This window comes from Celerinatantimonas yamalensis, assembly GCF_046054155.1.
In the GTDB taxonomy this organism is placed as follows: Bacteria; Pseudomonadota; Gammaproteobacteria; order Enterobacterales; family Celerinatantimonadaceae; genus Celerinatantimonas; species Celerinatantimonas yamalensis.
Genome location: NZ_JBEQCT010000008.1, coordinates 167,536 through 180,522, shown reverse-complemented (window position 1 = coordinate 180,522; position 12,987 = coordinate 167,536). Strand labels below are relative to the sequence as shown.

Annotated in this window: 10 protein-coding genes and 2 pseudogenes; 9 read left to right on the top strand and 3 right to left on the bottom strand. The window is 42.0% G+C overall.

What is annotated here, in order from left to right:
* Positions 1-62 precede the first annotated feature (62 nt).
* The 4 genes and pseudogenes from guaB to ABUE30_RS15580 all read left to right on the top strand — a co-directional run bounded on the left by guaB (position 63) and on the right by ABUE30_RS15580 (position 3,923).
* Positions 63-1,526, top strand: a complete 1,464-nt coding sequence (guaB, locus tag ABUE30_RS15595) for an IMP dehydrogenase (RefSeq protein ID WP_408624759.1) — start codon at positions 63-65, stop codon at positions 1,524-1,526.
* An 82-nt stretch (positions 1,527-1,608) separates the two neighbouring features.
* On the top strand, positions 1,609-3,189 hold the full coding sequence (guaA, locus tag ABUE30_RS15590; protein ID WP_408624758.1) for a glutamine-hydrolyzing GMP synthase: 1,581 nt from the start codon (positions 1,609-1,611) through the stop codon (positions 3,187-3,189).
* Positions 3,190-3,363: 174 nt separating this feature from the next.
* Positions 3,364-3,618, top strand: coding sequence for a hypothetical protein (locus tag ABUE30_RS15585; protein ID WP_408624781.1), 255 nt, complete (start codon positions 3,364-3,366; stop codon positions 3,616-3,618).
* 72 nt (positions 3,619-3,690) lie between these two features.
* A pseudogene (locus ABUE30_RS15580) lies at positions 3,691-3,923 on the top strand (type I toxin-antitoxin system ptaRNA1 family toxin).
* 54 nt (positions 3,924-3,977) lie between these two features.
* Here ABUE30_RS15580 and ABUE30_RS15575 read toward each other — a convergent pair.
* Together ABUE30_RS15575 and ABUE30_RS15570 are read right to left on the bottom strand one after the other, a co-directional pair.
* Positions 3,978-6,563 (bottom strand): AAA family ATPase, encoded by a 2,586-nt coding sequence (locus tag ABUE30_RS15575; RefSeq protein ID WP_408624757.1) that lies wholly within the window; start codon positions 6,561-6,563, stop codon positions 3,978-3,980.
* Positions 6,564-7,343: 780 nt separating this feature from the next.
* Entirely contained in the window at positions 7,344-8,231 is an 888-nt protein-coding gene (locus ABUE30_RS15570; protein WP_408624756.1) for a LysR family transcriptional regulator, read from the bottom strand.
* A gap of 103 nt (positions 8,232-8,334) precedes the next feature.
* On the opposite strand from ABUE30_RS15570, the gene ABUE30_RS15565 reads away from it, so the two are divergent.
* The 5 genes from ABUE30_RS15565 (at position 8,335) to ABUE30_RS15545 (ending at position 11,848) form a co-directional block, all read left to right on the top strand.
* Positions 8,335-8,961: an NADPH-dependent F420 reductase gene (locus ABUE30_RS15565; protein WP_408624755.1), complete on the top strand. Its 627-nt coding sequence runs from the start codon at positions 8,335-8,337 to the stop codon at positions 8,959-8,961.
* A 608-nt stretch (positions 8,962-9,569) separates the two neighbouring features.
* Positions 9,570-9,746 carry a hypothetical protein gene (locus tag ABUE30_RS15560; protein WP_408624754.1) on the top strand — a complete coding sequence of 59 codons (177 nt, stop codon included), beginning with the start codon at positions 9,570-9,572 and terminating at the stop codon, positions 9,744-9,746.
* Positions 9,747-10,256: 510 nt separating this feature from the next.
* On the top strand, positions 10,257-10,847 hold the full coding sequence (locus ABUE30_RS15555) for a helix-turn-helix domain-containing protein (RefSeq protein WP_408624753.1): 591 nt from the start codon (positions 10,257-10,259) through the stop codon (positions 10,845-10,847).
* Positions 10,847-11,374 (top strand): GNAT family N-acetyltransferase, encoded by a 528-nt coding sequence (locus tag ABUE30_RS15550; RefSeq protein WP_408624752.1) that lies wholly within the window; start codon positions 10,847-10,849, stop codon positions 11,372-11,374. Before ABUE30_RS15555 ends, ABUE30_RS15550 begins: the two co-directional genes overlap by 1 nt.
* 27 nt (positions 11,375-11,401) lie before the next feature.
* Positions 11,402-11,848 (top strand): DMT family transporter, encoded by a 447-nt coding sequence (locus tag ABUE30_RS15545; RefSeq protein ID WP_408624751.1) that lies wholly within the window; start codon positions 11,402-11,404, stop codon positions 11,846-11,848.
* Positions 11,849-12,745: 897 nt separating this feature from the next.
* Here ABUE30_RS15545 and ABUE30_RS15540 read toward each other — a convergent pair.
* Positions 12,746-12,951 (bottom strand): annotated as a pseudogene (locus tag ABUE30_RS15540) (transposase); the annotation flags it as partial.
* Positions 12,952-12,987 lie beyond the last annotated feature (36 nt).

Here is a 12,987-nt window from a genome sequence, read left to right as displayed (position 1 = left end):
CCTATAATCCATCCGCAATATTTACACCCCCAAGACATGACAAACTACGGTGAGATGTTGCAATGTTGAGAATCCAAAAAGAAGCACTAACCTTTGATGATGTGTTGCTTGTGCCAGCACATTCACAGGTCCTGCCTAATACCGCTATCCTGACGACTCAGTTAACAGCTAAAATTAAACTGAATATCCCAATGATATCTGCTGCAATGGATACCGTGACTGACGCACGTCTGGCTATTGCATTAGCGCAAGAAGGCGGCATCGGTTTTATCCATAAAAATATGTCAATTGAAGCGCAAGCAAATGCGGTTCGTACAGTGAAGAAAAACGAAAATGGTGTCGTGCTTGATCCTGTGACTGTTTCACCTGACATGACTTTGCAACAGATCATTGAATTGACCGAACAAAATGGTTTTGCGAGTTACCCAGTGGTGACTGCTGGTAATAATCTTGTTGGGATTATTACTGGTCGAGACATCCGTTTTGAAACCGATCCAAATACCCGTGTCGCCGACGTCATGACCCCCAAAGAGCGTTTGATCACGACCACTGAAACCACGCGTGAACGGGTTGAACAACTGATGCACACTAACCGCATCGAAAAAATGTTGTTGGTTGATGATGAGTTTAAATTGCGCGGTATGATCACCGCTAAAGACTTCAAAAAAGCAGAACGCAAACCAAATGCTTGTAAAGATGAGCTCGGTCGGCTTCGTGTTGGGGCGGCAGTAGGCGCCGGTGAAGGCAATGAAGCACGGATCGCGGCCTTGGTCGAAGCGGGTGTGGACGTATTGCTGATCGATTCATCACATGGCCACTCGCAGGGCGTGTTAGATCGCATTCGTGCGACTCGTGAACTGTATCCTGAGTTACAAATTATAGGCGGCAACGTAGCCACAGCCACAGGTGCTAAAGCACTGGTTGAAGCGGGTGTAAGTGCCGTGAAAGTCGGGATTGGCCCAGGTTCTATTTGTACGACCCGTATTGTTACTGGTGTCGGTGTTCCTCAAATTACCGCAGTGTCTGATGCAGTTGAAGCGCTTGAAGGGACGGGTATTCCGGTTATTGCTGATGGTGGTATTCGTTTTTCGGGTGATATCGCCAAAGCATTGGCCGCTGGCGCGAGTTGTGTGATGGTTGGCAGTATGTTGGCGGGCACTGAAGAGTCCCCCGGTGAAATTGAGCTGTATCAAGGTCGTTCATTTAAATCGTATCGTGGTATGGGATCTCTCGGCGCGATGTCGAAAGGTTCATCTGATCGCTACTTCCAAAGTGATAATGCGGCTGACAAATTGGTGCCTGAAGGTATTGAAGGGCGTATTGCTTATAAAGGGTTGCTCAAAGAGATCATTCATCAACAGATGGGTGGTCTGCGCTCATGTATGGGGCTAACGGGGTGCGCGACCATTAAGGAGCTTAACACCAAAGCTGAATTTGTGAAAATTACTAGCGCCGGGATGGGTGAAAGCCACGTTCACGATGTTACAATTACCAAAGAGTCGCCGAACTATCGTCTCGGTAGCTAAGCTGTCCAAAGCATTACACGGCGAGGTAGAATAACCTCGCCGATTTATTTTTTAGCACATCTTGATAGAGAAATAACAGGCTATGAACAAAGATATCCATGACCACCGAATTTTGATCCTGGACTTTGGTTCCCAGTACACCCAATTAATTGCACGGCGTATCCGTGAAATTGGCGTTTATTGTGAATTATGGAGTTGGGATGTTGATGAAGCTGATATTCGTGAATTTGCGCCTAATGGCATCATCTTAGCTGGTGGTCCTGAGAGCGTCATCGAAGCCGACTCACCGCGAGCTCCTGAATATGTTTTTCAAGCCGGTGTTCCCGTGTTAGGGATCTGTTATGGTATGCAAACCATGTCAGCACAACTAGGTGGCGAAGTCATTAAGGGTGTTGGCGAAGGTGAGTTTGGTTACGCGCAGATCGAAGTGTTGCACTCCTCACCATTTTTAGAAGGGCTTCAGGACGCTCTTTCTGATGATGATCAACCATTATTGGATGTGTGGATGAGTCATGGTGATAAAGTCTCTGCTATTCCTGATGGATTTGCGGCTTTAGCCCGGACCGAAACCTGCCAGTTCGCCGCCATGGCCAATGAAGACAAGCGTTTCTATGGTGTGCAATTTCATCCTGAGGTGACTCATACTCGCCAAGGAAAACAGATCCTTGAACATTTTGTGTTGAATATCTGTCAGTGTGAAGCGCTGTGGACGGCCCATTCCATTATTGATAATGCTGTTGCTCAAATTAAACAGCAAGTCGGTGATGATGAAGTTATCCTAGCGTTGTCTGGTGGTGTTGATTCCTCGGTTGTTGCGATGTTAGTGCAACGTGCTATCGGTGAGCGTTTAACGTGTGTCTTCGTCGACAATGGGTTGCTTCGTCTTAATGAGGCTGACCAAGTGATGGAGATGTTTGGTGATAAATTCGGGCTGAATATCATCAAAGTTGAAGCCGAAGAGCGTTTTTTAAGCGCACTTGCTGGGATCAATGATCCTGAACAAAAGCGTAAAACGATTGGCCGGGTATTTATCGAAGTGTTCGATGAACAAGCCAGCAAGCTAGATAATGCAAAATGGTTGGCACAAGGCACCATCTATCCAGATGTGATTGAATCAGCTGGGGCGAAAACTGGTAAAGCACATGTGATCAAATCGCATCACAACGTCGGTGGGCTACCGGAAGAGATGGAAATGGGGCTAGTTGAACCACTTAAAGAGCTGTTCAAAGACGAAGTCCGTAAAATTGGTCTTGAGCTTGGTCTGCCCTATAACATGCTCTACCGTCATCCATTCCCAGGCCCTGGCCTCGGGGTTCGCGTGTTAGGCGAAGTGAAAAAAGAGTATTGCGATCTACTGCGCCGCGCTGATGCGATCTTCATCGAGGAACTGCATAAAGCTGACCTATATAACAAAGTCAGTCAAGCATTTACAGTCTTCCTGCCTGTTCGCTCTGTTGGCGTCATGGGCGATGGACGTAAATATGACTGGGTCGTGAGCTTGCGCGCTGTTGAAACGATTGATTTTATGACTGCACATTGGGCGCATCTGCCATATGAATTTTTAGGTCGCGTTTCAAATCGCATCATCAATGAAATCGATGGTATTTCACGTGTGGTTTACGATATTTCAGGTAAACCACCTGCTACCATTGAATGGGAGTAGGACTGGCTATAAATAGCTAGTTATGCCTTTATAAGATAAATGAAATGCCAGTCAGTAATACTGACTGGCATTTTTTATGGCTTTCTCATTGAGAGTGTCATCAGGAAAGAAATAGAGCGGTTGCCAGTTTTGTTAAAAAGTCCGCATGGCCTAACTAGATAAGGATTACTGATGATGGAGTTTAACTTTCCACCTCAAAATCTTGCGGAGGTAGTTGGTTTCTTCGCAGTGATGTTCATTATGATGCTGGCTTTCTATTTTTTAGGACAGTGGCTGCACAACACCGGACACGGCCCGAAGATGAAAGCCATCGCCAACAAAATGGAGGTATTCCAAAACAGATTGGCCGGGTGCGCTTACAAGGACATGACGGGATCGGTCGATCAAATCGACAAAATCAGACGCTGGCCGTTTGGCCGCTGCAAGTAGTTAGGAAGCATAAGGACCGGTGATGGTGCACCGGCCCGTATTTTCACATACCACCTGACAGAGAGGTGACACATGACAACCACACATAATATCGAAGTTCAGCAAGCAATTCATCAGGCAGCGACCAAGCTGGCCGCCCTGGAGTTCATCGACCAGGAAACGCACAGCAGATTTCGCCCGTCGCAGAGGCAGTCGCCAATATGTTCACGATCCTTTACTACCAGGCCGAAACTGGCCGAGCGACGCCGGAGGACTTCGAGCTGGCGTTAGCCATTGTTCGGCACGCTGCATTAAATAAATTATGATGAACGAAAACAAAGGCGGCTGTGAGCCGCCTTTGTGGAGAGATATTGGATTGGTCAGGTCCTCTTACGGCTTCTCTGTAGTTCATTTAGAAAATCTTTGATGTTTTTCAAGTCATCTTCAATTTCTTTGATTGTCGGATACGGATCACCTACTGCCGGAGCGCTGTCATGTCCTGTGAAATAGGTGCTGCATTTTCCCATTGCATTATTTACTTTAGCTATATCATCCTCTGAAATGTCAACAAGGCGACATAGGCGTTGTGTGTAGACCCCTCTTTCAAACCTGCTTACGACCTTATTGAGCAGCTTTTCTTCAACTAATCGTTCCCAAGTTTCTCTGAGTAAGCCGTAAAATGCCCGAGATGCTTGACGAAAATCAGCTTCAGTCCCATCTCTATCCAACCTCATTAAATCTTGTAATTTTACATTTAGATGTTTTATGCGCTTTGATGTTGTTAGAGCTTCCCATGGAGCACTATCCCTTACTAGGCCAGCGAATTTTCTAGAACGCTCTAAAGCGACGCTTGCATGCCGAGCTCCTTGGAGTTCGGCTTGCTCTAGTAAAAGCTTGAAGAAAACTATGTCATGAGTAAATACGACTACTTGCCGAGAAAGTGATTCTGAAATAAGTCTGGCGGCTACTTTACTACTCCACTGATGGCTTAGTGAGTTCACAGGGTCATCAAATATGACAGCCGACAGTCTGTTATCTGCTTTCATCTCTGCTAAAAAAGCTGCTATTGCAATGCATCTCTGTTCTCCCTCACTAGCAACCTTAGCAACTATTGGTTCTCCAGCATTTGCGATTGCTAACTTAAATTGTTGTTGTCCTCCAGAGTTTCTTGTTTGAACATCCACCGAGAAGCGCGTGAATCCAAATTTCTTAAGTTCGTCCCTAAAAGTAGAGATGAGAGGTTCTATGACCCCTTGTTGGTAAATTCTTGAAGAAAGATCAGAGACTCTGCGAGTGTTGCATTCATTCTTTATTGTTTCCATCTTTCTGATGACTTTATAACGGCGTATATTTGTGATTATTGATTCATAGTTATCATTGATGTGTTTTTTGTCTAATAGATCCTGTAATTTTTTTTCTTTCCTATTGATGAGATCAGCTAAGTCTTGGTTGGTTTTAACTGATTCTATCTGTTCATTAATATTTGTTAATATTGCGTTTACGTCAACTGAAGGTGAGATATCTAGTATCGTTTGAAGGTCTGGTAGTTTTGAGGACGTGGTAAATATCTTTTGGCGTTCGGCTAGGGTTTCAAACAGAGCTATTATTCTTTCGTTTATACCGGGCTTTAGCTTGTTGGATTCTTCTAGTGCAGCCTTATAGTTTTCCAAGCTAAGGTCTTGTGATAAAATCATTTTTATAGCATTGCTCAATAGTTCATGAGCCTTTTTTGCTTCTGTAGCAGCACGGTCGGCCAAGAAACTATTTAGTGAGGCTAGTCGCTTACTACTGTTCTCTGAGATTTCCTGGAGGCATAGAGGGCAGTTTTCACCTTGGGTAGGTGGGAAGTTGTGAGAATTTGGTTCGTTTTCAATGAATATTTTTGCTGCTCTCCATAGGCTTTGCCAGTTTATACCTGCAACAGTTTCTAGAGGTAGGCCTTGTAGAGTGGCCTGCATTATCCCATCGGCAGTTTTCTGCTTTGTGTTGTAATCTTCTTGCAGTTCTTTAAGCCGGTCAAAAGCTTTATCGCTTAAAGGTTTTAAAGCGTTATGAATAAATCCTTGCAGCGGTGTTATTATTTGTTTTTGTTGATTGAGGTTGGCCTTTAAGCTTTCTGGGGTTTGTAGCTTATCTTTTGCAATTTCTTGTCTTAGAGGTTCTATATATTCAAGAGCCTCTGTCGTAGCTATATGATTTTTAACATCTTCTTCTTTAGTGTCGGCAGATATCCCGTTGAAGAATCGTGCTGTATTAGTTTCGGGATTTATTGGCTTTAAGGCAATAAGGCCGTTTCCTGGCATTATATCTTCTTCAACAATAGCTTTGACTTGGTTGATTGCTCTGGTCAACTCTGTTAGTAAGTTTAAGCCAGAAGGCTTGAACCCAAGAGCATCCTCTTTGTTGACGTAATGATGAGCTGAATCTGTATCGAAAACCCTAATTGCCTTCAGGGCGGGAATGCTTGACGAATTCAAGCTCCAAGGGATAGTTTCGTCTTTCCCATCTACTAAGATATTGATCGTGGCGCTGGGCGAAGGATTTTTTTGTTCGAATACATTCCCTAATATTTTTGGGCACGAACCGCGTGTTAGGCAAGCATTTTTCATTATGCTGGAGTAGCTGGATTTTCCTGCTCCATTGTCACCATAAACGATGAAGATGCCATCTCTGGAAAATGTTAGAACTTGTTTTTCAATAAGGGCACCAACACCATACACTTCGGACAATGATAGTAGATTGACTTTTCCTTGCTCACTAGTATGCCCAGTAAAGTCTAATTCCTGGCTGGTAGGGGGGGATTCTTCTAGAGGCAGTTCTAGTCCATGCTCAATACGTGCTACCTGATAAATTTCGTCAAGGTCTTTTTGAGCTAGCTCTCCGTTTTCAAGAGCAAGTTTAACACTGTGCTTCCACCAAGTTGGTTTATCTTCTATCCATGTTTTGATTTGTTCTATTGGCGTCATATTATGTTCCCTACGTTTTGTTAGGAGTATTACTAGACCGTAATGAGATGGTTATTAACCATATTTAAAACAAGCTTGATCGTAGTATGCACTATCGTATTTCAGCATTAAGTCTAATGAGTTACACTTTTCGAATAAAAGCAAGACCGAACGGACCATTACAATCAGAGATCAAATAAACGTTTTGAGTAAAGGTTCGATAGATTAAGACTATGAAATGGTCGAGGATGAAGGAGTATTAGGAAATGAGAAGATTGACTCCCGATGAGAGAGAGCGACTTCGTCGTGATATGCAAAAATCCTCAACCTGGGCCAAAGCCGAATTAAAACGTCGATGAGCAGCAAAAAATAAAAAAACTCTGAGCATGGTATCAGTGATGGTATTGAGAAAGATACTGATTGTAACTAACTGTTATTTATTGGTAATATCTGATCGTTGATATTCGAATGGGAGTAGGACTGGCTATAAATAGCTAGTTATGCCTTTATAAGATAAATGAAATGCCAGTCAGTAATACTGACTGGCATTTTTTATGGCTTTTCTCATTGAGAACATAATCAGAAAAGAAATAGAGCGGTTGCTAGGCTGGCCGGGCGCGCTTACAAGGACATGACGAGATCGGTCGATCAAATCGACAAAGTGAGGCAGCGATTTTACTAATTTAGCTTATGACGAATTATAAGAAGTATGGCAAAACCTCTAATTGAATGACCAATTTTTGTAATCCACTACAACTCAGCTAGCTCAATGATGGAAAGAATCCGTTATAAAGATTGTTTCTAAGAGAAGTTTTCTTTCAGGGCCTCAACAAAGCAACGAACTTTTGCTATCGGACGGTGAGTAGGCGGTGTCAGAATATGCATGGGTCGAGATGGAGCTTGATAATCAGTTAGAATTTGAATTAGATTCCCCTGATCTATCTCTTTCTGCAAAATATCTTTCGGTCCTAGTGTAATACCATAACTTTCAATAGCAGCATGAAGTAATGCTTTCCAATCGTTAGAACGAAACCTTCCTTTTGGTTTTACTTCTTCTTTTATGCCATTTCTACTGAAAATCCAACGACACGGCATAGAGGCTGTCCAAATTCCATAAATTAGACATGAATGCTCTGACAAATCAGATGGACATTGAGGCTTCCCATAGCGCTTTATGTAATGTGGTGATGCGCAAGCAATTAATTGATATGGCCTCAATGGATAAGCGGTCAAAGAACTATCCTCCAATTCTCCTATCCTGATAATCACTTCGTATCCTTCTTGTATCGGGTCAACCAGCCTATCATTCAACGTTAACTCAATTTCCGTTTCTGTGTATCGACCAAGATAGTTTGTAATGAATGGAGTAAGTGATGTTGACCCAAATGTTACTGGTGCGCTGACTTTTAAAATACCGGAAGGAGAAGATTTTAATTCACTTACGAGTGAGTCCGACAGCTTAACTTCGGCTATAACAATCTTGCACTGCTCATAATATCGTTGGCCAACATCCGTTAATTGTTGGCGACGTGTAGTTCGATTAAGTAATGTAGTGCCTAATCTCGATTCTAACCAGGCTATATGTTTCGACACCATTTGAGCTGACATATCCAGAGCTTCCGCTGTTAAAGCAAAAGAACCTAACTCTGCCGCTTTCACAAATACAGACATGCTGGTCAGTCGATCCATGATTCACTCCTATTTGTTGATTAACTTAACGTCTAATCGCGATTTATCCCCTAATAATTGTTTATTATGCTCATTCTTGTTCTAAAAATGAAAGGAAAATGATATGAAAATAGGTGTTATTGGAGCAGGATTTGTAGGTAGAGCAATAGCTAAACTAGCGATAAAAAATGGGCATAAAGTTATGTTAAGTAACTCACGTTCCGTAGATTCACTTTTTAGCTTAAGGCCAATGATTGGTTGCGAGATAGGTACCTCTGAAGAGGCTGCGAATTTTGGGGATGTTGTTGTACTAGCTATTCCAATGTCTTCAATTAATAGTCTTCCAATCAAAGTTCTACGCGATAAACAAGTTATTGATGCTATCAACTATTATCCTGAGCGAGATGGCTACATCGACGAATTTGAAACACAAAAGACCACAACCAGCGAATTTACATCTCAACTTCTGCATACAGCATGTATAGCTAAAGCATTCAACGCTATCCGAATGACTGATTTAGAACAAGACGGGTTACCCAAAAGCTCCGCTAATCGACGTGCTCTACCATTTTCTTGTGATACTGAAAAAGGGAAGAAAATAGTGACTCAGTTGTATGAGGAATTTGGTTTTGATTCAGTTGATGCAGGTCCTCTATCACAGAGCTGGAAGTTCGAACGAGGGCGTCCATGTTATTGTGTTCGCATGAACAAAGAGCAATTAGAGCAAACTCTGGCGAGCACTATGCGATAAACTTGTGATTCATAGACATCCTCTTAAGCATACTGGATGTCTATGGCCAGTGGATCATACCGTAGGTAAGAATGTATGAAAGAATACGGTGATTTAGACCTCGTTAATCGACGTTTTGATGATAAAAAGTCGCCGTTATGGTAGCCACTTTTAGCATTACCAAAAGTAGGCCAATTTATGGCAAATGAAACGTGTCCTAATTCTTGGGCTAGAAATAAATGGGGCAAAAGTGTGTTTTGGGTTTTAGGAACAAGAGTCAGTACCACTTAATCTGACTTGGTACTGTTAAGGGCACATTACTTGCTCGAGGATTTACTCGGCTTTAGGCCCGGAGTGTTTTCTGGCGTGTTTTTATTGTCACGTCGACGTTGATCTGGCTTGCCGGTCGACTTGGCTATTGGTTTTGGCCCTGGTTTCAAACCCATGATTTGATCCTTTTATTTAATGAGGTTATTCCTTGTTGTATATGCTTTGGGCAGCGCTAATGGCTTTCAAGATGTGTATGAGAAATAATCTAAAAATATCCCCAAGGTTTCTTGTTGGTAACTCATGTTTTGATGCGCTATCTAAAATGTACAGCGACAAGTTGGAGATAGAAGGTGGATAGAATGACATCGGGCCCGCGATGGCTTAGTGTTGAAGAGAAACAAGAACTTCGCCGTGATATGCAAGAATCCTCAGCTTGGGCCAAAGCTGAACTAAAACGTCGACGAGCAGCAAAAAATCAAGAAAAATCAGTGCATGGTATAGATGATGGTATCGATAAAGACCATATTTCTAACTAGCTGTTATATAAATGAAATGCCAGTCAGTAATACTGACTGGCATTTTTTATGGCTTTCTCATTGAGAACATAATCAGAAAAGAAATAGAGCGGTTGCTAGGCTGGCCGGGCGCGCTTACAAGGACATGACGGGATCGGTCGATCAAATCGACAAAATGAGATGCTGGCCGTTTGGCCGACGCAAGTAGTTAGAAAGCATACGGGCCAGTGATTATGCACCGGCCCGTATTTCATGTACACGAACCGATTATGGTGAAGCTGTAACTCGTTTCTGGACAAAACCTTCTTAGAGTTTCTACTTAATTTAGCAAACCACGAATTACTTCAAGTAGGGAAAGTACTAATCCAATAGTTCTTATAAGGAATCTATTTTCTTTCTCAGTTTAAATTCCAACATTTTAATAAAGATATACTCATATTTTCAATATATTAGCTAAATATTCACTTACCTCTATTGCTAATACTCTTAAATTCTAGTTTAATGGATTTAATTTCTAGTAAGGTGGAATGTATGGGCATAGATACTTTAATCTCAACTAAACTCAAAACGTTGCGTAAGAGACAGAGCTTAACACTGGATGCTTTGGCGAAGCGAAGCGGCATTAGTCGCTCGATGATTTCGTTGATTGAACGAGAGCAATCAAGCCCAACTGCAACGGTTCTAAACAAATTGGCCGATGCTTTAGGTACATCTCTTCCAAAACTACTTTCTGATAGCTTAGAAGAAACCATAAGTGAAACTCAATGTGTATCGAGTATAGAGAATCAAAAAACTTGGCAAGATCCCGAATCTGGATACATTCGACGTCAACTTACGCCGAGAAATGCAACTTCAACAGTTGAATTAACTGAGATTATCTTTCCACCCAAAAAGAGTGTCACTTTCGAAAACATGCTCAGAAATATCGAAATACATCAGCAGGTATGGGTGATCTCGGGAAATATTGAAATCTCCGACGATCATTCCACTTGGCATTTAAAAGAAGGTGATTGCTTAGCATTCCAGCAAAAGGAACACACAATATTTTTTAACCCCAACAACACAGAAGCTAGGTATCTAATTGCACTTACGAGCCTTCCTTCTTCAAAGGAGAACAAATAATGGAATATAACGTAGTCAACTGTACATATGAAAAGCACGCACAAAGCATCCTAGATATATTTAATGATGCAATCGAAACTTCGACAGCTTTGTACGATTACGAGAAACGTTCAATAGAAAGTATGGTTGGATGGTTTGAAGCGAAAAGAAATAATGGTTATCCCGTCATTGGGTTAGAATCTGCAAATGGTGAATTAATTGCATTTGCCAGCTATGGTGCTTTTCGAAACTGGCCTGCGTACAAATACTCTATTGAGCATTCTATTTATGTTCACAAGGATTTTCGGGGCAAAGGGTTAGGCCATATTCTTCTTGAATTAATCATAAACTCAGCAAAAGAAAATAATTATCACGTTGTTATTGGCGGTATCGATGCAGATAACCTTGGCAGTATCGCTTTACATGAGAAGCATGGTTTCCATCATGCAGGAACTCTAACTGAAGTTGGATACAAGTTTGGGCGTTGGTTAAACCTCTCATTTTACCAGCTAGTGCTAGACACACCTGAAACACCAACCGAAAAATAATTTATTTCAGATAGATAGGAGATGCTCATGCAATCTTATACCACCGTCATTATCTTGGTTGCAGCAGGCATCTCTTTGGTTATACAGAACCTCATGATGGTTAAGATTACTGAAAAAGTATCCACTGTAACTATCACATTGCTGCTGAACTCTATCAGCGGTCTATTAATATTGCTCACCATTCTATGCATAAAAAATGGGATGTCCGGTCTTAATGAAGCAATAAAAAATATCAGCCCAATGACGTTAGTACCGGGAGCTTTAGGCTCATTCTTCGTGTTTTCAGGAGTGTTAGGCTATAAGCATTTAGGGGCGGCAATAACGATAGCCATATTGGTTGGTAGCCAATTAGTATTCAGCATCATTGCAGATAGTATTTCTACGCCTATTCCTTCAAAACCAGCATTGAGCACTATTATTGGCGCAATTCTACTCATGGCTGGTGTAGTTTTAATTATTCAGTCAAAAAAATGATCTGAATAGCCACCGAGTCAGTAGAAACTTAGTAGCATCACATAAATTTGTGTACAGTTGGACTCTTATTTGTACATTGCCAACTGTTCGAAACACATAATGGGGCAAAAGTGTGTTTTGGGTTTTAGGAACAAGAGTCAGTACCACTTAATCTGACTCGGTACTGTTAAGGGCACATTACTTGGTCGAGGATTTACTCGGCTTTAGGCCCGGAGTGTTTCCTGGCGTGTTTTTATTGTCACGTCGACGTTGATCTGGCTTGCCGGTCGACTTGGCTATTGGTTTTGGCCCTGGTTTCAAACCCATGATTTGATCCTTTTATTTAATGAGGTTATTCCTTGTTGTATATGCTTTGGGCAGCGCTAATGGCTTTCAAGATGTGTATGAGAAATAATCTAAAAATATCCCTAAGGTTTCTTGTTGGTAACTCATGTTTTGATGCGCTATCTAAAATGTACAGTGGTAAGTTGGAGACACAAGGTGGATAGAATTACATCGCGCCCACGAATGCTTAGTGTTGAAGAGAAACAAGAGCTTCGTCTATAAGATAAATGAAATGCCAGTCAGTAATACTGACTGGCATTTTTTATGGCTTTCTCATTGAGAACATAATCAGAAAAGAAATAGAGCGGTTGCTAGGCTGGCCGGGCGCGCTTACAAGGACATGACGGGATCGGTCGAGCAAATCGACAAAATCAGACGCTAGCCGTTTGGCCGACACAAGTAGTTAGAAAGCATACGGGCCAGTGATGATGCACCGGCCCACATTTCCATATACCACCTGTCAGAGAGGTGACTATGACAACCTGCCGTAATATCGAAGTTCAGCAAGCAATTCATCAGGCAGTGACTAAGCTGGCCACCCTGGAGTTTTATAACTTATTAAATCATCTGCTCAACAGGCTTTTTAGACCACAGGTTAAAACGACGATAAACGGCACTCCAGTCATCAAACTCTATTGGTAGATCATGCCAAAGTATACCTGTTCGCAATCGGTAAAGAATCTCTTCAAAGATCATTCTATGTTATAAATGCGGTCAGTGCTCATCATGATTTGAAGTGGCTTTTCCCAGCGCTTATCAGTTAACATTAGTTTCGTCATGGTATCGGGTTATATGGTATCGGGTTATGTTGTTAC

What these genes read in the sequence shown, in the direction of transcription:
- ABUE30_RS15560 (WP_408624754.1), top strand. Translation starts at nt 9,570, where the DNA reads ATGACATCGGGCCCGCGATGGCTTAGTGTTGAAGAGAAACAAGAACTT.
- ABUE30_RS15575 (WP_408624757.1), bottom strand. Translation starts at nt 6,563, where the DNA reads ATGACGCCAATAGAACAAATCAAAACATGGATAGAAGATAAACCAACT.
- ABUE30_RS15550 (WP_408624752.1), top strand. Translation starts at nt 10,847, where the DNA reads ATGGAATATAACGTAGTCAACTGTACATATGAAAAGCACGCACAAAGC.
- ABUE30_RS15585 (WP_408624781.1), top strand. Translation starts at nt 3,364, where the DNA reads ATGGAGTTTAACTTTCCACCTCAAAATCTTGCGGAGGTAGTTGGTTTC.
- ABUE30_RS15555 (WP_408624753.1), top strand. Translation starts at nt 10,257, where the DNA reads ATGGGCATAGATACTTTAATCTCAACTAAACTCAAAACGTTGCGTAAG.
- ABUE30_RS15545 (WP_408624751.1), top strand. Translation starts at nt 11,402, where the DNA reads ATGCAATCTTATACCACCGTCATTATCTTGGTTGCAGCAGGCATCTCT.
- ABUE30_RS15565 (WP_408624755.1), top strand. Translation starts at nt 8,335, where the DNA reads ATGAAAATAGGTGTTATTGGAGCAGGATTTGTAGGTAGAGCAATAGCT.
- guaA (WP_408624758.1), top strand. Translation starts at nt 1,609, where the DNA reads ATGAACAAAGATATCCATGACCACCGAATTTTGATCCTGGACTTTGGT.
- guaB (WP_408624759.1), top strand. Translation starts at nt 63, where the DNA reads ATGTTGAGAATCCAAAAAGAAGCACTAACCTTTGATGATGTGTTGCTT.
- ABUE30_RS15570 (WP_408624756.1), bottom strand. Translation starts at nt 8,231, where the DNA reads ATGGATCGACTGACCAGCATGTCTGTATTTGTGAAAGCGGCAGAGTTA.